The sequence below is a fragment of the Stenotrophomonas sp. G4 genome (assembly GCF_003428825.1).
Classification (GTDB): Bacteria; Pseudomonadota; Gammaproteobacteria; order Xanthomonadales; family Xanthomonadaceae; genus Stenotrophomonas; species Stenotrophomonas indicatrix.
This window is the reverse complement of the sequence record NZ_CP031741.1, coordinates 2,786,381-2,809,653: the sequence shown is the minus strand read 5'-3', so window position 1 is coordinate 2,809,653 and position 23,273 is coordinate 2,786,381. Positions and strand designations below refer to the sequence as shown.

The window sequence follows — 23,273 nt, the reverse complement described above, 5'->3', positions numbered from 1 at the left end:
GACCCTGGTCGGCAGGGAAGGGATCCACGGATGGAACGACCGCTTTTCATTTATCACCCCAACGCCTACGCCCTCTCCTTCGAAGAGGTCGACGGAATCTGTGACTGCTGCGGTCAGTCGCGGACCCTTCGTTACCGGGGCCGTTCTACACACCTCTGCGTCCCGATTACCTGTGCCCCTGGTGTATCGCCGATGGCAGGGCAGCGGCCAGTTACGAGGGTGAATTCACCGGCTGGAGCGATATCGAGGGGTATCCCGGATCCCGCCGACCCGCCGCCAACCATCGCCCGTGAGCTGCTGCTGGAGATCTGCGAGCGCACCCCGGGCTACTCGTCTTGGCAGCAATCGGTCTGGCTTAGCCATTGTGAGCGGCCCTGCGCCTTCCTCGGCTTCGCCGGCAGCGAGGACCTCCTGCCCATCCTCGACCAGGTCCGGCCGGACGTGGCCGAGGTCAACCCGCGCGACGCCGACTGGCTGCTGGAACACCTGAGCCGGGACGGGGAGATGGTTGGCTGCCTGTTCCAGTGCCTGCAATGCGGCCAGCACCGCCTGCATGTGGATCTGGGGTAGCCCGGGGCGGTTTCCGCGTTCGCCGGGCATGGCCCGGCGCTACCAGATTCAGGTCGCTCTGCGGCTCGCCGGTTGCCCGGCAGCCCCATCTGCGCCATAATGCGCGGCTTCCTGCCTCCCTGGCAGGATCCCTTGCCCCACCGCAGTATCAACGGCGGGGGGCTGTCCGGCCGCAAGGCCACATCCGAAAGGTAGAAAAAACATGAGTCGTCATTACGAAATCGTGTTCATGGTCCACCCGGACCAGAGCGAGCAGGTCCCGGCCATGATCGAGCGCTACAAGTCGCTGGTCGAGAACGGCAACGGCACCATCCACCGTCTGGAAGACTGGGGCCGCCGCCAGCTGGCGTACCCGATCCAGAACCTGGTGAAGGCGCACTACGTGCTGCTGAACATCGAAGTCGACCAGGCCGTGCTGACCGAACTGACCGAGAGCTTCCGCTTCAACGACGCCGTCCTGCGCAACCTGGTCATCAAGCGTGACGAGGCTGACACCGAGCAGTCGCTGATCATGAAGAGCAAGGACGAGAAGGGCGACAAGCCCGAGCGTGGTGAGCGTCGTCGTCGTGATGACGAAGAAGGCGAAACCACCCCCGCCGCTGACAACGATGCCGGCGACGACGCCGCTTCGGCCGCCTAAGGAGCACTGACATGTCCAAGTTCTTCCGTCGCCGCAAGTTCTGCAAGTTCACGGCCGAAGGTGTCAAGGAGATCGACTACAAGGATCTCAACACCCTGCGCCAGTACCTGACCGAGAACGGCAAGATCGTGCCGAGCCGCGTCACCGGTACCAAGTCGAAGTACCAGCGTCAGCTGGCGACCGCCGTCAAGCGCGCTCGCTTCCTGGCCCTGATTCCGTACACCGACAACCACGACGTCTGATGCCGGCGGGGCAGCTTCGCGCTGCCCCCGCTGTGCCAGCTATTCGGACAGCCTTTGTTGCGGGGCCAGCGCCTCGCTAACGAATAACTTATCTGGAGCAATACCATGCAGCTGATCCTCCTGCAGAAAGTCACCAACCTCGGCAACCTGGGCGACCTGGTCGACGTGAAGCCGGGCTACGGCCGTAACTTCCTCGTGCCGCAGGGCAAGGCCGTTCCGGCCACCGAGAGCAACAAGGCCGAGTTCGAAGCCAAGCGCGCTGATTACGAAGCCAAGGCCCAGTCCATCCACGCTGAAGCCGAAGCCCGCAAGGCCAAGCTGGAAGGCGCGAGCGTGACCGTCGCCGCCAACGCTTCGACCGAAGGCAAGCTGTACGGCTCGGTCGGCGCGCGCGAAATCGCCGATGCCTTCACCGCTGCCGGCCTGGCGCTGAGCAAGAGCGAAGTCATCCTGGGCGAAGGCGCCTTCCGCAACATTGGCGAGTACGAAGTCCTGGTGCACCTGCACGCGGACGTCGAGACCACCGTCAAGGTCGTGGTTGAAGCCGAAAAGGCCTGATCCCACGCCGCAAGGCCTGGTATCACCAGAACGGGCGCCCGCAAGGGTGCCCGTTTTGTTTTGGGGCGGCCCGTCCGGCCGGGCCGGTGCTTGGCCTGCTGCGCCTGCGCCGACAGAGCCTGGATGAATCCATGAAGATCAATGCGTTGGTCTCATTTTCCGGACCCGGGTTGGTGTCCGTGGCGGCCCCCGGCGGAGCCGGGAAGCGCGAGCGGGCGTGAGCGCTGAGCCTCCTGCCACGGCCATCCCGCCCGTGGAACATTGGCCCCGCTATACTCATTCCATTGCGTCACCCTTGGCCTTGTTGAATTCTTTTGAAATCAAGGGCTTGAGGTGCTGGCTGACCTGACATCCACTATGGTGGCGGCCGTAAGGCCCTTGCCCGGAACCCAATCACGCCATGCGTCTTTCCACGATCAAGCTGTCCGGCTTCAAGTCCTTCGTCGATCCGACCACCCTGCACCTGCCGACCAACATGACCGGCGTGGTGGGCCCCAATGGCTGCGGCAAGTCGAACATCATCGACGCGGTGCGTTGGGTCATGGGCGAAAGTTCGGCCAGCCGCCTGCGTGGTGACTCGCTCACCGACGTGATCTTCTCCGGTTCCAATGCCCGCAAGCCGGTCTCGCAGGCCACCGTCGAGCTGATCTTCGACAACTCCGACCACACGATCTCCGGCGAGTACGCCTCGTTCAACGAGATCTCGGTCAAGCGCACCGTCAGCCGCGACGGCAGCAGCAACTATTACCTCAACGGCACCAAGTGCCGCCGTCGCGACATCACCGACCTGTTCCTTGGCACCGGCCTGGGCCCGCGCAGCTACTCGATCATCGAGCAGGGCATGATCAGCCAGATCATCGAGGCGCGCCCGGAAGACCTGCGCGTGTACCTGGAAGAGGCCGCCGGCATCTCCAAGTACAAGGAACGCCGCAAGGAAACCGAGACCCGCATCCGCCACACCCGCGAGAACCTGGACCGTCTTGGCGACCTGCGCGAGGAAATCACCAAGCAGCTCGAGCACCTCAAGCGGCAGGCCAGGCAGGCCGAGCAGTACCAGGCGTTGCAGGAAGAACGCCGGGTCAAGGATGCGGAGTGGAAGGCGCTGGAATACCGTGGCCTGGATGGTCGCCTGTCCAAGCTGCGCGAAGGGCTGTCGCAGGAAGAAACCAAGCTGCAGCAGCTGATTGCCGACCAGCGCGACGCCGAGGCGCGGATCGAGACTTCCCGCGTGCGCCGCGAGGAGGCTGCCGACGCGCTCAATGCCGCACAGGCCGAGGTCTACCAGGTGGGCAGCACGCTGGCCCGCCTCGAACAGCAGATCCAGCACCAGCGCGAACTGTCGCAGCGCCTGCACAAGGCGCGCGATGAAACCCGCCAGGCACTGGCCGAACTGGGCCAGCACATCAGCGGCGACGAGGCCAAGCTGATGGTGCTGCGCGAAGCGGTCGATGCGGCTACCCCGCAGCTGGAAGCGCTGCAGGAAGAAAACGAGATCAAGCAGGAAGGCCTGCGTGAGGCCGAAGCGCGGTTGTCCGATTGGCAGCAGCGTTGGGAGCAGCACAGCTCGCAGAGCTCGGAAGCCTCGCGCGCCGGCGAGGTCGAGCGCACCCGCGTGGACTATTTGGACAAGCAGATCCTTGATGCCGATCGCCGCCGCGAAGCGCTGGCGGCCGAACGTGCCGGGCTGGACGTGGATGCACTGGAGGAAGTCTTCGAGCAGCTGCACCTGCAGCACGAGACGCAGAAGACCGCGCTGGATGAGCTGACCGAGCAGGTCGAGGAGCGCAAGCACGGTGTCGCCGCCGTGCAGGAGCAGCAGCGCAACGGGCAGAACGAGCTGGCCGAGCTGCGCAAGCAGGTCAATGGCCTGCGCGGGCGCCTGTCTTCGCTGGAAACCCTGCAGCAGGCTGCACTCGGCCAGGAGCAGGGCGCGGCCGTGGCGTGGCTGAAGTCGCGTGGGCTGGATTCGGCCGCGCGCGTGGGTGAGCGCCTGGATGTTGATGCGGGTTGGGAAAACGCAGTGGAAAGCGCGCTCGGTCAATTGATCGAAGGCGTGCTGGTCGATGACCCGGCCAGCCTGGTCGATGCGTTGGGCGAGCTGGGCGAAGGCCGCATCGCGCTGGTTGCCAATGACGGTGCGGACCTGAAGGTTGCACCGACCTCGCTGGCTGCACGCGTACGTGGCCCGGCGCCGATCCGGCGCCTGCTTGCACGCCTGCACGGCGCGCGTGACCTTGCCGAAGCCAATGCACTGCAGGCCAGCCTGCCCGAGGGCGATTCCATCATCACCCAGGGCGGTGAACGCCTGGGCGAGGGCTGGGTGCGCGTGTCGCGCTCCGGCGCCGCCAAGCAGGGCGCGCTGCTGCGCGAACGCGAAATCAACGAACTGCGCGAGCAGATCGAGCAGCTGCAATCGCGCGAAGCCGAACTGGAAGAACAGCTGGCCGGTTTCCGCGAGCACCTGTTGGCCGCCGAACAGCAGCGCGAGGATGCGCAGCGTGCGCTGTACCTGGCGCACCGCGCGGTGTCCGAACTGGCCGGCCAGCTGCAGGGCCAGCAGGGCAAGGTGGAGGCGGCACGTACGCGCATCGACCGTATCGAAGGCGAGCTCAGCCAGTTGCTGGAGACCCTGGACATCAATCGCGAGCAGGCGCGTGAAGCGCGTGCGCGGTTGGAGAATGCGGTCAACAGCATGGGCGACCTGGAGTCGAACCGGCAGGGCCTGGAGGGCGAACGCCGTCAGTTGACCGAGGCGCGTGATCTGGCCCGCGACGCCGCCCGTGCGGTGCGCGAGCGGTCGCACGCGTTGGCCCTGACCCTGGAATCACAGCGCGCCCAGGTGGCGTCGTTGAGCCAGGCGCTGGAACGCATGAGCACCCAGCGCGGCCAGCTTGATGCACGCCTGGGCGAACTGCATTCGCAGCTGGACGAAGGCGATACCCCGGTCGAATCGCTGCAGGCCGAGCACCAGAACGCGCTGGAAGAGCGTGTCCGTGCCGATCGCGTGCTGACCGAAGCGCGCGCGTTGCTGGATGGCATCGATGCCGAACTGCGCAACTACGAGCAGACCCGCCACCAGCGCGACGAGCAGGCGTTGTCCCAGCGCGAACGTATCTCGCAGCGCAAGCTGGACCAGCAGGCGCTGGTACTCAGTGCTGAAACCCTGCAGGGCGCAGTGGAGAAGGCCGGTTTCGTGCTGCAGGATGTGATCAACGCGCTGCCCGAAGAGGCCCGCCTGGGCGACTGGGAGCAGGCGGTGCACCAGATCGACGGTCGCATGCGCCGGCTGGAGCCGGTCAACCTGGCCGCGATCCACGAGTATGGCGAAGCCTCGCAGCGTTCGGAGTATCTGGATGCCCAGCACGTGGACCTGACCACCGCGCTGGAGACCCTGGAAGATGCGATCCGCAAGATCGACCGCGAAACCCGGGGCCGCTTCAAGGACACCTTCGACCGTGTCAACGCTGGTGTGCAGGCGCTGTATCCGCGCCTGTTCGGTGGCGGCCACGCCTACCTGGAGCTGACCGGCGAAGACCTTCTCGATACCGGCGTGACCATCATGGCCCGTCCCCCGGGCAAGCGCGTGTCGAGCATCTCGCTGCTGTCCGGCGGCGAAAAGGCGATGACCGCCGTGGCGCTGGTGTTTGCGATCTTCCAGCTCAACCCGGCACCGTTCTGCCTGCTGGACGAGGTGGACGCGCCGCTGGATGAAGCCAACGTCGGCCGCTTGGCCAACATGGTCAAGGAAATGAGCGAGAAGGTGCAGTTCCTGTTCGTCAGCCACAACAAGGCCACGATGGAAGCGGCGCACCAGTTGTCGGGCGTGACGATGCGCGAGCCGGGAGTCAGCCGCCTGGTCAGCGTGGACCTGGAAGAAGCCGCGCGATTGGCGGGCGCGGCCTGACGTGCCATCCTAGTTACCTGAATGAACTAGCCGGAGAACCTAACGAATGTCCGACACGGCACTGTTGCGCATCGGCATCCTGGCCGCCGGCCTGCTGTTGGTCGCTGCGATCTTCCTGTTTGGCCGCCCGAAAAAGAAGCCCCAGGGTCGTCGCCTCGATAGCGCTGAACCGAGCAGCGGCGAGCGTCGCGAGCCGGTGCTGGGCGAGGATGGCGTGCCTGTGGCCGGCGACCGCGTCGAGCCTGGCATGGGCGAGACGGTCGAGCAGGCCGAACTGGGGTTGCCCGATGTCGATGGCGCGGCCAGCGACCTGGGCAAGCGCGCGACGCAGGATTTCGACAAGATCGTTTCGCTGTTCGTGGCCGCCCGCGCCGGTGAGCAGCTGCGCGGCGAAGACATCGTCGTGGCAGCGGAGAAGACCGGCCTGGTGTTTGGCCACATGAATGTCTTCCACCGGCTGGTGGAGGGGCATCCCGAGCGAGGCCCGATCTTCTCGATGGCCAGCATCATGAAGCCGGGCAGCTTCGACATGGGCAACATCCGCGCCATGGAAACCCCGGCCATCGCCTTCTTCCTGACCCTGCCCGCACCGCTGACCGCGCTGGATGCCTGGGAGAAGATGCTGCCGACCGTGCAGCGCATGGCCGAACTGCTCGATGGCGTGGTGCTGGATGACAGCCGCAACGCGCTCGGCCGCCAGCGCATCGCCCACATCCGTGATGAGCTGCGCGCCTATGACCGCCAGCACCAAGCGCCGCCGCTGACCAAGACCCCGCGCTGGTAAGCGCGGCAGGTCCTGGCGTGCCGACCAACGGTCGGCACCCACAACAGTAGATCCACGCCATGCGTGGATGCGGCGAACCAGGGTTCGCCCCCCACCAGACCAGTAGATCCACGCCATGCGTGGATAGGGTCAGGCCGGTACGCCGGCCACCTTCGCGAACGCGTTGCGGAATGCGGCCATTTCCTCTTCGGTGCCCACCGTAACGCGCACGCGCTGCGGCCAGATCGGCCAGCTGCGGCCGATCACCACGCCGTTGTCCGCCATCGCCTTGGCAAAGGCCGCGCCGTCGCGCTGCACATCCACCACGAAGCAGTTCGCTTCGGTCGGCAGGCAGTCGAAACCACGCTTGCCCAGCCAGGCGATGGTGGCCTGCCGGACCTTGGCGTTCTGCAGACGTCGCTGCGGGATCAACTGCGGGTCGCGCAGGCTGGCCAGTGCCGCTGCAAGGGCGGGCACCGGCAGTGGGTTCTCGCCCAGGCTGGCCAGCTCGCGCAGGCGCTCCGGATGCGCTGCCGCCACGCCAAGACGCAGGCCGGCCATGCCATACAGCTTGGAGAAGGTGCGCAGCACGATCAGGTCATCGCGCTGGGCCACCTGTGCAATCAGGCTGGGCTGTTCGCTGTACTGCAGATAGGCCTCGTCCAGCAGCACGCGGGTATCTGCGGGCTTGTTGGCCAGCAGCCAGGCCAGCTCGTTGGCCGGACTGATCGAGCCGGTGGGGTTGTTGGGATTGCACACGTACAGCAGGCCGGTCGGTCGCGCGTGCGCGGCGGCCGCCATCGCGCGCAGGTCGTGCGCGCCATCGCCGCGCAGCGGTACCTTCTGCACATGGGCGCCGCGCGCAGCTGCCATCTCGCCCAGCGTCTCGAAGGTCGGGTCGGCCACCACCAGGCCCGCCTGCGGGCCGGTCCACAGTGTCGCCGCACGGTTCAGCGGTTCGCTGGAGCCCGGATACAAGCGCACGTGGTTGGCGGGAATGCCGGCCTGGGCGATGAAGGCGTCGCGCACCTCACCGGCCAGGGCGAAGCGGTAACGGCCGCAGCTGGCGATGCTGTCGCGCGCCGCCTGCTGGGCGGCCGGCGAGGGGCCATAGGGGCATTCGTTGAAGTTCAGCAGCACCGCGCCCGCATCGGCGGGTGGCGGCGCAACGGTCGCCGGCTGTGCCTGGGCCGACGGGGGCAGGCCGCTGCTGGCGAGGGCGAGACCGGCACCGGCCAGCTGCAGGAAGTGGCGACGGGAGGCAGGCAAGGTCACAGGGGACGGTTCCGGAAGGGCGACCGACGCACGCTAGCGCTGGTGGTCAGCGTGGGCAAGGGGGTAGCAGCGTCTCCAACCATGGGCGACCGTTGCTCGCCGCCAGTCCCGCATGGCCCGGTTCTACAAGGTGCTGCGCGCAGGCGCGGTAGAATTCCCGGCCATCCCAGAACCCGCGGATTCCGATGAGCCCCAGCCCCGCCGAACGTGCCGAAGACCTGCGCCTGCAGATCGCCCAGGCCAATCGCGCCTATCACGAGCTGGATGCGCCGGAGATCCCCGACGTCGACTACGACCGCCTGGTGCGCGAGCTGGAGGCGCTGGAGCGCGAGCATCCTGATCTCGCCCGTGCCGACAGCCCGACCCAGCAGGTCGGGGCACGCCCGTCCGGCCGCTTCGCCGAAGTCACCCATGCGGTACCGATGCTGTCGCTGTCCAATGCCTTCAGCGATGAGGAAGTGGCCGACTTCGTGCGCCGCATCGATGAGCGCCTGCGCCGCGGCACCCTGCGTTTTTCCGCCGAACCGAAGATGGACGGCCTGGCGATCAGCCTGCGTTACGAGGACGGTCATTTCGTGCTGGGCGCCACCCGGGGCGATGGCAGCACCGGTGAGGACGTGACTGCCAACCTGCGCGAGATCGGCGACATTCCCAAGCGCCTGAAAGGCAGGGACTGGCCGGATGTGCTGGAAGTGCGCGGTGAGGTCTACATGGCCCGCGCCGACTTCGAGGCCTACAACGAGCGCGCGCGCCTGCACGGTGGCAAGGTGCTGGCCAATCCGCGCAATGCCGCGGCCGGTTCGCTGCGCCAGCTTGACCCGAAGATCAGCGCGCAGCGCAGGCTCAGTTTCTTCACCTACGGTACCGGTGAAGTGCAGGGCGGTGAGTTGCCCGATACGCACTCGGGCACGCTGGCGCAGCTGCGCGACTGGGGTTTCCCGGTCAGCGACCTGTGCAAGGTGGTGGAAGGCAGCGACGGCCTGCTGGCGTACTACCGTGACATCGGCGAGCGTCGCGACGGCCTGGCATTCGACATTGATGGCGTGGTCTACAAGCTCGATGACCGCGCCGGCCAGCAGGCCATGGGCTTCGTGTCGCGCGCACCACGCTGGGCCATCGCGCACAAGTTCCCGGCGCAGGAACAGAGCACGACGCTGGAGGCCATCGAAATCCAGATCGGCCGCACCGGTGCTGCCACCCCGGTGGCGCGCCTGGCGCCGGTCGCGGTGGCCGGTGTGATCGTCTCCAATGCCACTCTGCACAACGCCGACCAGATCGCGCGCCTGGATGTGCGCGTGGGCGACAGCGTGATCGTGCGCCGTGCCGGCGATGTGATTCCGGAAGTGGTCAGCGTCATTCTCGAGCGCCGTCCCGCCGGCACCACACCCTGGCAGATGCCGACCACCTGCCCGGTGTGCGGCTCGGAAATCGTGCGCGAGGAAGGGGCCGCCGCGTGGCGCTGCTCGGGCGAGCTGTCCTGCCCGGCGCAGCGCAAGGAGGCCATCGCCCACTTCGCCTCGCGACGGGCGATGGATATCGACGGTCTCGGCGACAAGTACATCGAAACCCTGGTGGACGCCGGCATCGTCAGGAGCGTGGCCGATCTGTACCGCCTCACCCGCGACCAGCTGCTGCACCTGAAGCTGGTGCTGGATGCTGAAGATCCTTCCGCGCTCGCGGCCAGCCTGAAACTGCACCTGCCGGCCGAAGGCAGCGGCGCGGTGCTCAACGCGGTGTTGAAGCTGGATGGCAACGACGCGGGGTGGCGCGCGCAGGCACTGGCGCAGCCGGCAGCGTTCGAATGGAACACCAGGAAGATCGCGACCAAATGGGCTGACAACCTGATCGCTGCGATCGATGCCAGCCGTGATGCGACGCTGGAGCGACTGCTGTTCGCGCTGGGTATCGAGCACGTCGGCGAGAGCACCGCCAAGGCACTGGCACAGTGGTTTGGCGATCTGGCGTTGATCCGCCGTCTGCCGTGGCCGTTGTTCAAGCGCGTGCCGGATATCGGTGGCGAAGTGGCGCGCTCGCTGGGCCACTTCTTCGAACAGGAAGGCAACCAGCAGGCCATCGACGCGCTGCTGCAGGTGGGGCAGGTGCGCATCAGCGACGTGCACCCGCCAAGTGCGAAGCTGCGCGAGGGGCTGGACCTTGCCCAGCTGCTGGTCGAAGCGGAGATTCCCGGCATTACCCGCCTGCGCGCGGAGAAGCTGGTGGCCGCACTGCCCAGTGCGCAGGCGGTGCTGGACGCCGAGCACGGCCAGTTCGTCAACGCCGGCCTGCCCGATGACACTGCGCGCGGCGTCGCTGACTGGCTGGACAGCGAGGGCCATGGCGCGATGTTGCTGGCCGCCGAAGTGGAGATGAAGCACATCCTGGCCAGTGCGCCGGCCCTGGCCGACGTGGTGGCCGGCCCGCTGGACGGGCAGACGGTGGTGCTTACCGGCACGCTGGCCCAGCTCAACCGCGATGCCGCCAAGGAGCGCCTGGAGGCGCTGGGCGCCAAGGTGTCCGGCAGCGTGTCGAAGAAGACCAGTTTCGTGGTGGCCGGCACCGAGGCGGGTTCAAAGCTGGACAAGGCGCAATCGCTGGGCGTTCCGGTGTGGGATGAAGAGCGCCTGCTGGCCTACCTGGCCGAACACGAGTGATGAACCGGCCGGGTGCGCAGGCACCCGGCACGCAACCGCAAAGGAACACTGATGCAGATCGCTCCGCTGGATTTCCGCCTGGCCACCCGTGCCGACGAGGAACTGCTGATCGCGCTGATGCGCGATTTCTACGCCGAAGACAAGATCGAATTCGACGATGCGCGCGTGCGCCGTGGTGTCGATGCGCTGCTGGCCGATCCGCGCAACGGGGAAGTGCTGCTGTGGCTGGACGAGGCCGCGGCCGTCGTTGGCTATGCGGTCATCGCGATGGGCTTCAGCCTGGAGCAGGGCGGCCATTTCATGCTGCTCGACGAGCTCTACCTCAGCCACCGCGCGCGTGGCCGTGGCCGTGGCAAGCGGGCACTGGCCATCTGCGAACAACGCGCGCGCGGGCGCGGGGTCAGCCGGCTGCGGCTGGAGGTCAACCATCACAACGAACTGGCGCGCCGCCTGTACCTGGCCAGTGGCTACATCGACGACACGCGCGATCTTCTGACCCTGCCGCTGGACCATCCGCGCCCGGAGGGCATCCTGTGAGCGAGGCACTGCTGCGCCGCCTGCAACAGCGTGCCAGCCTCAATGCGCTGGTGCGACGCTTCTTCGCCGAGCGTGGCGTGCTGGAAGTGGAAACGCCGATCCTTTCCGTGGCCGGCAACACCGAGCCGAACATCGACAGCTTCCACACCGATTTCAGCGGCCACGTCAATGCGGGCGGACGCCGCCGCTGGCTGCGTACCTCGCCGGAGTTCCCGCTCAAGCGCCTGCTCGCTGCCGGCGTGGGCGACTGCTATGAGCTGGGCCGGGTGTTCCGCAATGGCGAAGCCGGTGGCCGCCACAATCCCGAGTTCACCATGCTGGAGTGGTATCGGGTTGGCTGGGACCACCATCGGTTGCTGCAGGAAACCGCGGAACTGGTGGGGCAGGCGTTGGCGCTGGTTGGCCGCAGCGCGACGCTGCGCTTGCTGAGCTATCGCGAACTGTTCCAGCAACAGGCCGGTGTGGACCCGTTCGATGCCGATGAGGCCGAACTGCGCGCCGCGCTGGGCGAGGTGCACATCGATCCGGTAGGCCTGACCCGCGATGACTGGCTGGATCTGTTGATGACCCACCGTATCCAACCGCAGTTCGATGACACGGTCATGACCGTGGTTCACGACTGGCCCGCCAGCCAGGCGGCACTGGCGCGCATCCGCCCCGGCACGCCGCCGCTGGCCGAGCGTTTCGAGCTGTACCTGGGCGCGGTGGAACTGGCCAATGGCTATCACGAACTGAACGATGCGGCTGAACAGCGCGCGCGTTTCCAGCATGACCTGCAGCGCCGCCATGCACGGGGGCAGGTGCAGCCCGCGCTGGATGAAGCGTTGCTGCAGGCACTTCCTGCAATGCCCGCCTGTGCCGGTGTTGCCGTAGGCATTGATCGCCTGCTGATGGCGATGCACCGCACACCGCGCATCGCCGACGTGCTTGCATTCGATTTCGCCCACGCATGAGCCGATTTCCCCTGCACCTGGCAGGCTGAACGAAAACACGCGTGTGCGCGCTTGATTCAGCAAGCACGATGATGCTCTTATCACAGCCGATGCCGCACACTTGCGTCGTGGTTCATCCATTCATGGGGAAGGCTTTGGTCAAGTGGTTTGCGGTCGTAGCGGCACCGATGTACTCCGTGGCGATATGGAGTGGCCTGCTTCCGTCGACCGCATCGGCGCAGGCGCCTGGCTATGACAGCGAAGTGGTGACCTGCGAATCCCGCGACATGGGCTGGGTTCACTGCGACATCGATGTCAGCAACGGCGTCGACCTGATCCGCCAGTTGTCCAGCAACAGCTGCATCCGTGGCAGCGAGTGGGGCACCGACCGCAGTGGCGTGTGGGTGACCCTGGGCTGCCGTGCCGAGTTCCGTGCGCGCCCGGCAGAAAATGCTGCAGCGCCGCCGAGCGAGGGCCGCAAGCGCCTGGTGCGGCGGGTAGTGCGCTGTGAGTCCAACGGCCGCCCGCAGAGCTGCCCGGTACGCCTGGACGGTGCGCCGGTACGGTTGCTGCGGCAGCTGTCGGTACTGCCGTGCCGGGAAGGGCAGGGCTGGGGCTACAAGCGCAATGAGGTCTGGACCACCCGAGGCTGCCAGGGTGACTTCGAGGTGGCCGACGAGCAGGGTCGTTTCGTCGACGTGCCGCGCAGGCTGACCTGCGAATCCAAGTCCAAGAAGCGCCGCTTCTGTGGCGCCAGCATCTCCACCAGCGCCACCCTCTCCAACCAGCTTTCCAGCACCCCGTGCGAGGAAGGCAGCACCTGGGGCTGGAACCGCAACGGCATCTGGGTCGATGGCGGCTGCCGCGCCGAATTCTCGGTGAACTGACCCCGGGCGGGGTCCATCCGTGCGTGGCGTGGCCCTACAATGGGACCATGAATACCGCCACCGACCTCGACTACGCCCGCTACGACCACATCCGCCCGATCCTGTGGACCGGCGATGCCCTGCAACTGCTCGACCAGCGCAAGCTGCCGTTCGTGGTCGAGCATGTGGCCTGCCATGACAGTGATGAAGTGGCCGCCGCCATCCACGCTCTGACCGTGCGCGGCGCGCCGGCCATCGGCATCGCCGCCGCCTGGGGTGTGGTGCTGGCCGCACGCGATGTGCAGGCCGCCGACGGCGCGCATGCCCTGCAGCAGCTGGAACCAGCGCTGCAGCGGCTGAATGCCTCGCGCCCGACCGCGGTCAACCTGGCGTGGGCGCTGGCACGCATGCGACGTTGCCTGAGCGCTGCCGGTGCCGACTGGAAGACGTTGCTTGAGGCGGAAGCACAAGCGATCGCCGAAGAGGATCTGGCCGCCAACCGCCATATGGGCGCACTCGGTGCCGGCCTGATCGAGGCCGGTAGCGGTGTGTTGACCCATTGCAATACCGGTTCGCTGGCCACCGCCGGCTTCGGTACCGCGCTGGGCGTGATCCGCGCCGGCAAGGCCCAGGACCGTATCGCCCGTGTGTTCGCAGGTGAGACCCGGCCGTGGTTGCAGGGAGCGCGCCTGACTGTGTGGGAGCTGCAGCAGGATGGCATCGACGCGACGCTGATCGCCGACTCGGCCGCCTCGCACCTGATGAAGACCGGTGCGGTGCAGTGGGTGATCGTGGGCGCCGACCGCATCTGCGCCAATGGCGATACCGCCAACAAGATCGGCACCTATCAGCTGGCCATCGCGGCCCGCCACCACGGGGTGAAGTTCATGGTCGTGGCGCCGTCCTCGACGGTGGACATGGATACCGTGGACGGCAGCCAGATCGAGATCGAGCAGCGCGACCCGGGCGAACTGTACGGCGTGGGCGGCACCCGCACCGTGGCCGAGGGCATCGCCGCCTGGAACCCGGTGTTCGATGTCACCCCGGGCGAGCTGATCGATGCCATCGTGACCGAGCGGGGGGTGATCCTGAACCCGACCGCGGAGAACATGCGCGCCGCCTTTGGCGGCTGACGTGGGCAGGGGCGGCTACCTTTCCGCTGGAAAGGGCCCCGGCCAGCGTCCGGTAGTGCCGGCCACTGGCCGGCCACCCCCTAAGTTCCTGATTTGTGCCGGTAAAATCACCGTAAAGGCAGGCGGAAAACGGCCCCGTGTGGTAGAATCCAGCGGTTGAATCGAGGTTCCGGCACGACCACCCCCGGGTGGATGCGCCGGACTGGACCGCTACCAGACAACGGAACCCGAATGGCAGAAACCGCCAAGGAAATCATCCAGGTCAACCTGGAAGACGAGATGCGCAAGAGCTACCTCGATTACGCCATGAGCGTGATCGTGGGGCGCGCGCTGCCAGATGCGCGCGATGGCCTCAAGCCGGTGCATCGTCGTGTGCTGTTTGCGATGAATGAACTCAACGCGCACAGCAACAAGCCCTACTTCAAGTCGGCACGTATCGTCGGTGACGTCATCGGTAAGTACCACCCGCATGGCGACCAGTCGGTGTACGACACGCTGGTGCGATTGGCACAGCCGTTCTCGCTGCGCTACATGCTGGTCGATGGCCAGGGTAACTTCGGTTCGGTCGACGGCGACTCCGCCGCGGCGATGCGATACACCGAGGCGCGCATGTCGCGGCTCGCGCATGAGCTGATGGCAGACATCGACAAGGAAACCGTCGATTTCCAGCCCAACTACGACGAAAAGGAACTGGAGCCGACGGTCATGCCGACCCGGTTCCCGAACCTGCTGGTCAATGGTTCGGCCGGTATCGCGGTGGGCATGGCGACCAACATTCCGCCGCACAACCTCACCGAATCGATCAATGCCTGCATCGCGCTGATCGACAATCCGGAAATCGATATCGACGGCCTGATGGAGTTCATCCCGGGCCCGGATTTCCCGACTGCGGGCATCATCAACGGCACCGCCGGCATCATCGCCGGTTACCGCACCGGCCGTGGCCGCGTGCGCATCCGTGCCAAGGCGGATGTCGAAGTGGCCGACAACGGCCGCGAATCGATCATCGTCACTGAAATTCCTTACCAGGTGAACAAGGCGCGTCTGATCGAGAAGATCGCCGAGCTGGTCAAGGAAAAGAAGATCGAAGGCATCAGCGAGCTGCGCGATGAGTCCGACAAGGACGGCATGCGCATCTACATCGAAATCAAGCGCGGCGAGTCGGCCGAGGTTGTGCTCAACAACCTCTACCAGCAGACCCAGATGGAGTCGGTGTTCGGCATCAACATGGTGGCGCTGGTCGACGGCCGCCCGCAGTTGATGAACCTCAAGCAGATGCTGGAGGCCTTCGTCCGCCACCGTCGCGAAGTGGTCACCCGCCGCACCGTGTTCGAACTGCGCAAGGCGCGCGCCCGTGCCCACGTGCTGGAAGGCCTGACCGTTGCGCTGGCCAACATCGACGAGATGATCGAACTGATCAAGACCTCGCCGAACCCCACCGAGGCACGCGAGCGCATGCTTGCGCGCCTGTGGGAACCGGGCCTGGTCGGTTCGATGCTCGGCGCCGCCGGTGCCGAAGCCTCTCGTCCCGATGACCTGCCCAAGGGCGTGGGCCTGATCGAAGGCGGCTACCAGCTGACCGAGATCCAGGCGACCCAGATCCTGGAAATGCGCCTGCACCGCCTGACCGGGCTGGAGCAGGACCGCCTGACCGAGGAATACAAGCAGCTGCTGGAAGTGATCGCCGGGCTCATCCATATCCTGGAAGATCCCGATCGCCTGCTGCAGGTGATCCGCGAAGAGCTGATCAACGTGCGGGCCGAGTTCGGTGACGAGCGCCGTACCGAGATCCGCCACAGCGAAGAAGACCTGGACATCCTCGACCTGATCGCCCCGGAAGACGTGGTGGTCACCCTGTCGCATGCCGGTTACGTGAAGCGCCAACCGGTCAGCGCCTATCGCGCCCAGCGTCGAGGCGGCCGTGGCCGCAGTGCAGCGTCGACCAAGGAAGAGGATTTCATCGAGCAGCTGTGGCTGGTCAACACGCACGACACGCTGCTGACCTTCACCAGTTCGGGCAAGGTGTTCTGGCTGCCGGTGTACCAGCTGCCTGAAGCCGGTTCCAATGCCCGCGGTCGTCCGATCATCAACTGGATCCCGCTGGAGCCGGGCGAACGCGTGCAGGCCGTGCTGCCGGTGCGCGAGTACGCTGATGGCCAGTTCGTGTTCTTCGCCACCAAGAACGGTACGGTCAAGAAGACCCCGCTGGGCGAGTTCGCCTTCCGTCTGGCCCGTGGCAAGATCGCGATCAACCTCGACGAGGGCGATGCCCTGGTCGGCGTCGGCCTGACCGATGGCGAGCGTGACATCCTGCTGTTCGCCTCCAACGGCAAGACCGTGCGCTTCGGTGAAGACAAGGTCCGCTCGATGGGGCGTACCGCTACCGGCGTGCGCGGCATCAGGATGCCGGCCGGCGAGGAAGTGGTCAGCCTGATCGTGGCCGAGAGTGCTGGCGGCATCGAGGACGAGAACGAGGACGACAACGGTGTCGAGGAGGCCATCGCCACGGGCGATGCGCTGATCGAAGGTGCCGACGACGCCAACCTGCGTTACATCCTCACCGCCACCGAAAACGGCTACGGCAAGCGCACCCCGCTGCCGGACTATCCGCGCAAGGGGCGTGGCACGCAGGGCGTCATCGGCATCCAGACCACCGAGCGCAATGGCAAGCTGGTTGCCGCGGTGCTGATGGGTACCGACGATGAAGTCCTGCTGATCTCCGACGGCGGCACCCTGGTGCGTACCCGTGGCTCGGAAATCAGCCGCGTCGGCCGCAACACCCAGGGCGTGACCCTGATCCGCCTGTCCAAGGACGAGAAGCTGCAGGCGGTGGAGCGTATGGATGCCTCGATCGACGAGGACGAGGACGAGGTGGTCGCCGCCGCCCCGGCCACGACCGACGGCGCACCGGCTGCCGCCAGCAGCGAGGATGCCGCGCAGGAGTGATCCTGCCGCGACGCTGAGGTACCCGACGACGCCGGCCTTGTGCCGGCGTCGTCGTGTCTGCGGGCGAAAATACGCACGCACTTCACGGTGACGGTGGCATAAGGGCGCATGCTGCCCCCGGAGATCGACGATGTCCGCCACGCCGCAGTCTGCTTCCGCGCCTCCGCCCCGCCATCCTCTCGTTACCGTGCTGGCCCTGTTGCTGATCGTGCTCGGCCTGGTCATCGGCGGACTTGGTGCGTGGCTGCTCAGCCTCGGTGGTTCCTGGTACTACGCCATCGCCGGCCTCGGCCTGCTGGTCTGCGGCATCCTGTTGTGGGGCAATCGGCGTAGCGGTGCGCTGCTGTATGCACTGGTGTTCATCGGCAGCCTGCTGTGGACCTGGTGGGAATCGGGCAGCGATTACTGGCGCTGGGTACCACGGCTGGGCCTGGTGACCGCGCTGGGCATCGTCCTGGCATTGCTGGCGCCGACCCTGCAGGCGCCGGTACCCAAGCGCCTGTCGCGCAGCGTGGCCGCTGTACTGATGCTGGTCTTCGTGGCCGCCTTCGGCCTCGCGTTCACTCCGCATGGCGTGGTCGACGGGCATCAGCCGTTCCCGGAGCCGGCGGTCAGCACCGGGCTTGATTCCACCCGTGACACCACCGGCCTGCAGCCTGCCGACCAGCCAGCAGAAGGCGACTGGCCGGCATGGGGGCGCAGCAATGCCGCCACCCGCTATTCGCCCCTGCAGCAGGTCACCCCGGAAAACGTGGGAACCCTGCAACTGGCGTGGCAGTTCCGCACGGGCGACCTGCCGAAGAAGCGCTGGGGTGCGGAAACCACGCCACTGAAGATCGGTGATCGGTTGTACCTGTGCACCGCACGCAATCAGTTGATCGCCCTCGATGCCGGCAGCGGCAAGGAACTATGGCGTTTCGATCCGAAGGTGAAGGATGCATCGATCCCGTATACGGCCGCCTGCCGGGGCGTGTCCTATTACGAGGTACCCAGCGCGCCGAACATCGCCGATGCTGCACTGGCTGACGTGGCCGCCGATCTCGCGCTGCCCGCGCCGCCGCCGACCCGCACCCACCAGAGCGCGGCGCCAGGGAGCCGCTCAGCCTGCAGCGCACGCATCATCGAAGGCACGCTGGACGGCCGCCTGATCGCGGTGGACGCCGACAGCGGTCGCCCCTGCGCGAATTTCGGCAACAACGGCCAGGTCGACATCACCCTGGGCATGGGCGAGGTGCCGCCGGGTTACGTATCGATCACCTCGCCGCCGGCAATCGTCCGCGGTGTCATCGTTACCGGCCACCAGGTACTGGACGGCCAGCGCCGCGACGCGCCCTCCGGCGTCATCCAGGCCTACGACGCGATCAGCGGCAAGCTGCGCTGGGCGTGGGACATGGACCAGCCCGAGCGCAGCGGCCTGCCACCGCGCGAGCAGACCTACACACGTGGCACACCGAACATGTGGACCACCGCTACCGGCGATGAAGCACTGGGCCTGGTGTACCTGCCGATGGGCAATTCCGCAGGCGACTACTGGAGTGGCTCGCGCACCGAAAACCAGAACAGGTACGCGACCTCGCTGGTCGCCATCGATGTGGCTACCGGCAAGCCGGTCTGGCATTTCCAGGCGGTGCGCAAGGACGTCTGGGACTACGACCTGGGTTCGCAGGCCAGCCTGATCGACTACCCGACGGCATCGGGCAAGGTGCCGGCGATCCTGCTGCCCACCAAGCAGGGCGACATATACATCCTCGACCGTCGCAACGGCCAGCTGCTGACCCCGGCCGAAGAGCGCAAGGTGCCACAGGGCGGCGTGGAGCCCGAGCAGCGCGCCGCCACCCAGCTGTTCTCGCTATACCACACGCTGCGGCGCGACGACGCGCTGACCGAGCGTGACATGTGGGGTATCACCCCCATCGACCAGCTGGTCTGCCGAATCCAGTTCCGCAAGGCACATTACGAAGGGTTCTACACACCGCCCAGCAGCGATCACCACTCCATCGAGTACCCCGGCTACAACGGTGGCTCTGACTGGGGCAGCGTGGCCATCGATACGCGGCGTGGCGTGATCGTGGCCAACTACAACGACATGCCCAACTACAACCGGCTGGTGCCGCGCGCCGAAGCCGACCGCAAGGGCTGGCTGCCGCGTGAGCAGATGCGCGCCGACAAGGGCGGTGCCGAAGGGGCAGGGGATCCGCAGGTCGGCACGCCCTATGGCATCGACGTCAACGCCGGTTGGCGGCTGCCGTTCACCGGCCTGCTGTGCAAGCAGCCGCCCTATGGCGGTATCCGTGCGATCGACCTGCGCAGCGGCAAGCTGCTGTGGGACCGGCCGTTCGGCAGCGCACGTGGCAACGGCCCCTTCGGCATCCGCTCCGGCCTGCCCATTGAAATCGGCACGCCGAACAATGGCGGTTCGGTGGTGACCGCCAGCGGCCTGATCTTCATCGCCGCAGCGACCGACGACCTGCTGCGTGCCATCGACCTGAAGACCGGCAAGGAGCTGTGGCACACCAAGCTGCCAGCAGGTGGCCAGGCCAACCCGATGGTGTACGAGCAGGGCGGGCGGCAGTACGTGGTCATCATGGCTGGCGGGCACCACTTCATGGAGACGCCGGCCGGGGATTACGTGATGGCGTATGCGTTGCCGGAATAGCCCAAGGGTGTGAGTGCGGCTGCAGTGCATGGACTCTGTGCGATTGTCCTCTAGGATGGCGCTACGTTCTGCCTGCGAAGGATTCGCCATGCCTGTGTACCGTCAACGTGCCTTGCTGTTGGCTTTCGCCTTGCTGCCGGCATTGTCATCCAGTGTTGGTGCGGCCGAAGCACCTGCCGGATCGAGCGGTCCACGCGCGCAGGATGCCGTGGATGAATGGTTGGCTGCCTTCAATGCGGGCAGCCTCGATGGATTGCAGGCGTTCGCCGACAGGTACGCAAAGAAGGCGGGCAGCGGCCCGCAGGATTACCTGGAGTTCCGTGCGTCCAGTGGGCCGGTGAAGGTCCTCGACGTCCGCTCGAGCACGCCGGAGAAGGTCGAAGTGCTGGTGCTGGGCGAGAACAGTGAACGGGCGATGCTGTTGACTGCGGAAATGGACCCTGCCGCTCCATGCCACCTGAAGCTGTTCCAGTTGGAAGGTGTGCCGACGCCGCCACAGTTCCAGCCCGCACGCATGGAACTGCCGGCACTTCTGGGCGAAACCACGGCACGGCTCAACGCGCTGCAGGCGGCCGACGCGCTCTCTGGCGCCGTGCTGGTCGCGCACGATGGCAAGGTGCTGATGCAGTGGCAGGGAGGGCTCGCCAACCGCGAGCAGCGCGTGCCCGTCGATGCGCAGACGCAGTTCCGCCTTGCCTCTTCCAACAAGATGTTCACCGCAGTGGGGATCCTGCAACTGGCTGAGGCCGGCCGTCTTGCCCTGGATGACACCATCGGCAAGCGCCTGCCGGACTATCCCAACGAAGGGGTGGCAGGTACGGTGACGATCCGGCAACTGCTCAACCATACCAGTGGGCTCGGTGATTTCTTCGGTGATGATTTCGAGCACTACGCGGCGCCTTTGAGAACGCACGACGATTATGTGCAGCACTTCGCCAGGGATCGCCCGCAGTTTGCCGCAGGCAGCCAGGACGGCTACTCCAACTACGGTTTCATTGTGCTCGGTCGTATCATCGAGGTGGTGTCCGGGCAGACGTACTACCGCTATGTCAACGACCATATCCTCCGCGCAGCGGGCATGACGGCAACCGGCTTCGAGCCGGAATCGGTACACGTTCCACATCGTGCACCCGGCTATACCCGGGTGAAAGGAGAGTGGCTCAGCGAAACCAGATCCCTGCCATGGCGCGGGACTGCCGCCGGCGGCGGTTACAGCACCGTGGGTGACCTGTTGAAGTTCGCCGAGGCCCTGCGTGCCGGCACCCTGGTTTCGCCGGCGTGGCTACAGCAGGCCACGCGTCCGCAGAACAACAAGGGCTGGTACGGCTACGGGTTCATGGTGCAGGGCGAGGGCAGGCAGCGCCAGTTCGGCCATGAGGGCGGGGCGCCCGGCTCGAACAGCGCCATTGTGGTGATGCCTGAGCAGGGATATGTACTGATCGGCCTGGCCAACGTCGATCCGGATGCAATAGGCAATGTGATCAACTACATCGCCCGCCGCGTGCCCCTGTGATGCACGGCGCCGGCAGCAACGACCGACAGCAGAATCCGCGCACGCAGTGGAGCGCGATTCCCTACTTCACGGTAACCGTTGCGGTGAACCGCAAAGGCCCCTGATGGCGTACGCTTGAAACCAACCACTGGCGTACAAGGAATGACAACCATGCCTCCGATGCTGCTCCGTGTTGCTGCCATCACGCTTGCCCTGGCACTGAGCCAGGTCGCCGCCGCCGCATCTCCCGAGCCGCTGCAGCTGCCGCAGGCCGAAGCGCTGACGTACTGGAAGCCGGTGGAGGGCACCTTCCGCCCACAACTCAATGTCGACCCCGGCCGTGTGCCGTTTGCGGAGGGGGTGACCGTGGCCTATTCGGTCAACAAGCGTGGCCGCACGTATGACGTAAAGGTGGTGGAGGCCAAGCCGTCGACGGCCTTCAGTGGCTGGGCGTTGAATGCGGTCAAGGCGATGCGCTTCACGGCAACGGACAGCAACACCGAGCGCACGCCGATCCGCAGCGAAATGACTGCACGCTGGGGCGGTGGCAAGTAGTGCGCTAGGCAGGTACCCGAACCATCCTTGCCATCAGGTGTTCGACCACGCCCGCCGGGTCCGCCGTGCGGCCTACGTGTGTGCTGGACATCTGCACCACCGAGCTGCGCTTGGCGGTCAGGAAATGGAAGCGTGCGCGCGCAGGCAGCTGCGCGATCGGGCCGGCGCCGGCATCGCCCCGGCAGATCGCCACGATGGCATCCAGCCACGGCTGCAGCGCTTCAATATCCAGCGCCGGCGCGAAGGCGTGCAGGCGCGCGGCATCGATCTCGATTGCCGCTTCCAGGTGACGTGCACCCGGGCAGGACACGATCACCCCGACGTTGATGAACTCCTCGCGTTCCACCCGCGGCACCACGCGGATGACGGCATAGTCATACGTGTGCAGCGTGGGCACGGATGGCCTCCTGCACGAACACCGCACGCACCTTCAGGCGATGCTTCAGGTAGTTGATGTAGCCCTGCCGGTAAGCCTGGGGGCTGTCGAAGGCCGGCTCATCGACCAGCCAGCTGTCCGGCACCAGGCCGACGATGCGCTCGATCTCCGCATCAGGCAGGCGCGCAGCCAGCTCGGCATCCACCTCGGCGATGCGGCTGGCGAATGACAGCAGCACATGGTCACGGATGAGTACGAAGGGCTTCTCGCAGGCATCGCCGGCGTTGGCCCAGTCGTGATGGAAGTACATCGCCGCACCGTGGTCGATCAGATACAGCTTGCGGTGCCAGACCATCAGGTTCGGATTGCGCGTGGTGCGATCGACGTTGCTGGTGAATGCATCGAACCAGACGATGCGCGAGGCCAGGTCGGCGTCCACCGGCATCGCCGCCGGATCGTAGTTGATCGCGCCGGGCAGGTAATCCAGGCCCAGGTTCAGGCCTTCGCTGGCGCGGATCAGGTCCTGGATCTCCGGGTCCGGCTCGGTGCGGGCGAACTCGCTGTCCAGCTCGACGAACAGGATCTCCGGAATCGGCAGGCCCACCGCGCGTGCCATCTCGCCTGCGATCAGCTCGGCGATCAGTGCCTTGGGCCCTTGGCCGGCGCCACGGAACTTGAGCACTGCCATACCGTCGTCGTCGGTCTCGACCACGGCAGGCAGTGAGCCACCTTCCCGCAAGGGGGTGATGTAGCGGAGGGCATGGACGGTACGCATGAGGGCATTCTAGCGTGGCCGATGCGCCGGTTGACGATGGCAGGACTGCCCAGGCATTCCTGCATCGGCCGTTGTGCGGCTCAAGTTCTGTTGCCTGCGCGGGGACTGTCCCCGGCGGCGATCAGTCGTCCCGCAAGCCTTGGAGTCTTCTTCACTTCGTCGTTCCGCGGCCGGTGGCAGCATTCAACCGTGTAGACGATCAAGGGCGAGCGTGGCCTTGGGTTGCAGGCCCGCCGCGCTTCCGCGATCGACACCGCCAGTTCGTTTCCTGCAGATTGCGCAGCGTTGAACGTGGCCTGCACGGCCACTCCCCCGGCAAGGAGGCCCGCGATGCACAGACCTGTTCACGCGTATACCGATCGCATCAGCAACCGGCCTGTCGCGCAGGCAGCGTGCACTGGT

At 66.3% G+C, this 23,273-nt stretch carries 18 protein-coding genes; 15 read left to right on the top strand and 3 right to left on the bottom strand.

Going from position 1 to position 23,273, the window contains the following annotated elements:
• Nucleotides 1-219 precede the first annotated feature (219 nt).
• The 6 genes from D0Y85_RS13015 (at nt 220) to zipA (ending at nt 6,698) form a co-directional block, all read left to right on the top strand.
• Complete coding sequence (locus D0Y85_RS13015; protein ID WP_275897130.1) at nt 220-570, top strand: CbrC family protein; 351 nt, start codon at nt 220-222, stop codon at nt 568-570.
• Between the two features lie 202 nt (nt 571-772).
• Nucleotides 773-1,210 (top strand): 30S ribosomal protein S6, encoded by a 438-nt coding sequence (gene rpsF, locus D0Y85_RS13010; protein ID WP_025876882.1) that lies wholly within the window; start codon nt 773-775, stop codon nt 1,208-1,210.
• An 11-nt stretch (nt 1,211-1,221) separates the two neighbouring features.
• Nucleotides 1,222-1,452, top strand: coding sequence for a 30S ribosomal protein S18 (gene rpsR / locus D0Y85_RS13005; RefSeq protein ID WP_002804494.1), 231 nt, complete (start codon nt 1,222-1,224; stop codon nt 1,450-1,452).
• Between the two features lie 105 nt (nt 1,453-1,557).
• Nucleotides 1,558-2,010 (top strand): 50S ribosomal protein L9, encoded by a 453-nt coding sequence (gene rplI, locus D0Y85_RS13000; protein WP_025876905.1) that lies wholly within the window; start codon nt 1,558-1,560, stop codon nt 2,008-2,010.
• Nucleotides 2,011-2,410: 400 nt separating this feature from the next.
• On the top strand, nt 2,411-5,914 hold the full coding sequence (gene smc, locus D0Y85_RS12995; RefSeq protein ID WP_117310765.1) for a chromosome segregation protein SMC: 3,504 nt from the start codon (nt 2,411-2,413) through the stop codon (nt 5,912-5,914).
• A gap of 46 nt (nt 5,915-5,960) precedes the next feature.
• Nucleotides 5,961-6,698: a cell division protein ZipA gene (gene zipA, locus D0Y85_RS12990; RefSeq protein ID WP_093819073.1), complete on the top strand. Its 738-nt coding sequence runs from the start codon at nt 5,961-5,963 to the stop codon at nt 6,696-6,698.
• 129 nt (nt 6,699-6,827) lie between these two features.
• On the opposite strand, the gene D0Y85_RS12985 is transcribed toward zipA, so the two are convergent.
• A complete protein-coding gene (locus D0Y85_RS12985; protein ID WP_117310764.1) occupies nt 6,828-7,952 on the bottom strand; it encodes a pyridoxal phosphate-dependent aminotransferase in 1,125 nt (374 codons plus the stop codon).
• 179 nt (nt 7,953-8,131) lie between these two features.
• Here D0Y85_RS12985 and ligA point away from each other — a divergent pair, with 179 nt between their 5' ends.
• The 9 genes from ligA (at nt 8,132) to D0Y85_RS12940 (ending at nt 21,720) form a co-directional block, all read left to right on the top strand.
• Nucleotides 8,132-10,603 (top strand): NAD-dependent DNA ligase LigA, encoded by a 2,472-nt coding sequence (ligA, locus tag D0Y85_RS12980; protein WP_205420763.1) that lies wholly within the window; start codon nt 8,132-8,134, stop codon nt 10,601-10,603.
• A 51-nt stretch (nt 10,604-10,654) separates the two neighbouring features.
• Nucleotides 10,655-11,140 carry a GNAT family N-acetyltransferase gene (locus D0Y85_RS12975; protein ID WP_117310762.1) on the top strand — a complete coding sequence of 162 codons (486 nt, stop codon included), beginning with the start codon at nt 10,655-10,657 and terminating at the stop codon, nt 11,138-11,140.
• Nucleotides 11,137-12,093, top strand: a complete 957-nt coding sequence (gene epmA, locus D0Y85_RS12970) for an EF-P lysine aminoacylase EpmA (RefSeq protein ID WP_117310761.1) — start codon at nt 11,137-11,139, stop codon at nt 12,091-12,093. Before D0Y85_RS12975 ends, epmA begins: the two co-directional genes overlap by 4 nt.
• A gap of 134 nt (nt 12,094-12,227) precedes the next feature.
• Nucleotides 12,228-12,959, top strand: coding sequence for a DUF3011 domain-containing protein (locus D0Y85_RS12965; protein ID WP_117311933.1), 732 nt, complete (start codon nt 12,228-12,230; stop codon nt 12,957-12,959).
• 47 nt (nt 12,960-13,006) lie between these two features.
• Nucleotides 13,007-14,071 carry an S-methyl-5-thioribose-1-phosphate isomerase gene (gene mtnA, locus D0Y85_RS12960; RefSeq protein WP_117310760.1) on the top strand — a complete coding sequence of 355 codons (1,065 nt, stop codon included), beginning with the start codon at nt 13,007-13,009 and terminating at the stop codon, nt 14,069-14,071.
• 231 nt (nt 14,072-14,302) lie between these two features.
• A complete protein-coding gene (gyrA, locus tag D0Y85_RS12955) occupies nt 14,303-17,017 on the top strand; it encodes a DNA gyrase subunit A (protein ID WP_117310759.1) in 2,715 nt (904 codons plus the stop codon).
• A gap of 130 nt (nt 17,018-17,147) precedes the next feature.
• On the top strand, nt 17,148-19,673 hold the full coding sequence (locus D0Y85_RS12950) for a membrane-bound PQQ-dependent dehydrogenase, glucose/quinate/shikimate family (protein WP_117310758.1): 2,526 nt from the start codon (nt 17,148-17,150) through the stop codon (nt 19,671-19,673).
• 28 nt (nt 19,674-19,701) lie between these two features.
• The gene (locus D0Y85_RS12945) at nt 19,702-21,186 is read left to right on the top strand and encodes a serine hydrolase domain-containing protein (protein ID WP_240329243.1); all 1,485 of its coding nucleotides are present in this window, start codon (nt 19,702-19,704) and stop codon (nt 21,184-21,186) included.
• Between the two features lie 150 nt (nt 21,187-21,336).
• Nucleotides 21,337-21,720 (top strand): energy transducer TonB, encoded by a 384-nt coding sequence (locus D0Y85_RS12940; RefSeq protein ID WP_162887671.1) that lies wholly within the window; start codon nt 21,337-21,339, stop codon nt 21,718-21,720.
• Between the two features lie 4 nt (nt 21,721-21,724).
• Here the strand turns inward: D0Y85_RS12940 and D0Y85_RS12935 are convergent, their stop codons facing one another.
• Both D0Y85_RS12935 and D0Y85_RS12930 read right to left on the bottom strand, forming a co-directional pair.
• A complete protein-coding gene (locus D0Y85_RS12935) occupies nt 21,725-22,117 on the bottom strand; it encodes a DUF3037 domain-containing protein (RefSeq protein ID WP_117310755.1) in 393 nt (130 codons plus the stop codon).
• Nucleotides 22,095-22,871: a HipA family kinase gene (locus D0Y85_RS12930; RefSeq protein ID WP_032976287.1), complete on the bottom strand. Its 777-nt coding sequence runs from the start codon at nt 22,869-22,871 to the stop codon at nt 22,095-22,097. Before D0Y85_RS12930 ends, D0Y85_RS12935 begins: the two co-directional genes overlap by 23 nt.
• Nucleotides 22,872-23,273 lie beyond the last annotated feature (402 nt).

Excerpts from the sequence above, each read along its gene's own strand:
- rpsF (WP_025876882.1), top strand. The coding sequence starts at position 773 with ATGAGTCGTCATTACGAAATCGTGTTCATGGTCCACCCGGACCAGAGC.
- rpsR (WP_002804494.1), top strand. The coding sequence starts at position 1,222 with ATGTCCAAGTTCTTCCGTCGCCGCAAGTTCTGCAAGTTCACGGCCGAA.
- rplI (WP_025876905.1), top strand. The coding sequence starts at position 1,558 with ATGCAGCTGATCCTCCTGCAGAAAGTCACCAACCTCGGCAACCTGGGC.
- smc (WP_117310765.1), top strand. The coding sequence starts at position 2,411 with ATGCGTCTTTCCACGATCAAGCTGTCCGGCTTCAAGTCCTTCGTCGAT.
- zipA (WP_093819073.1), top strand. The coding sequence starts at position 5,961 with ATGTCCGACACGGCACTGTTGCGCATCGGCATCCTGGCCGCCGGCCTG.
- D0Y85_RS12975 (WP_117310762.1), top strand. The coding sequence starts at position 10,655 with ATGCAGATCGCTCCGCTGGATTTCCGCCTGGCCACCCGTGCCGACGAG.
- mtnA (WP_117310760.1), top strand. The coding sequence starts at position 13,007 with ATGAATACCGCCACCGACCTCGACTACGCCCGCTACGACCACATCCGC.
- gyrA (WP_117310759.1), top strand. The coding sequence starts at position 14,303 with ATGGCAGAAACCGCCAAGGAAATCATCCAGGTCAACCTGGAAGACGAG.
- D0Y85_RS12950 (WP_117310758.1), top strand. The coding sequence starts at position 17,148 with ATGTCCGCCACGCCGCAGTCTGCTTCCGCGCCTCCGCCCCGCCATCCT.
- D0Y85_RS12945 (WP_240329243.1), top strand. The coding sequence starts at position 19,702 with ATGGACTCTGTGCGATTGTCCTCTAGGATGGCGCTACGTTCTGCCTGC.
- D0Y85_RS12940 (WP_162887671.1), top strand. The coding sequence starts at position 21,337 with ATGCCTCCGATGCTGCTCCGTGTTGCTGCCATCACGCTTGCCCTGGCA.
- D0Y85_RS12930 (WP_032976287.1), bottom strand. The coding sequence starts at position 22,871 with ATGCGTACCGTCCATGCCCTCCGCTACATCACCCCCTTGCGGGAAGGT.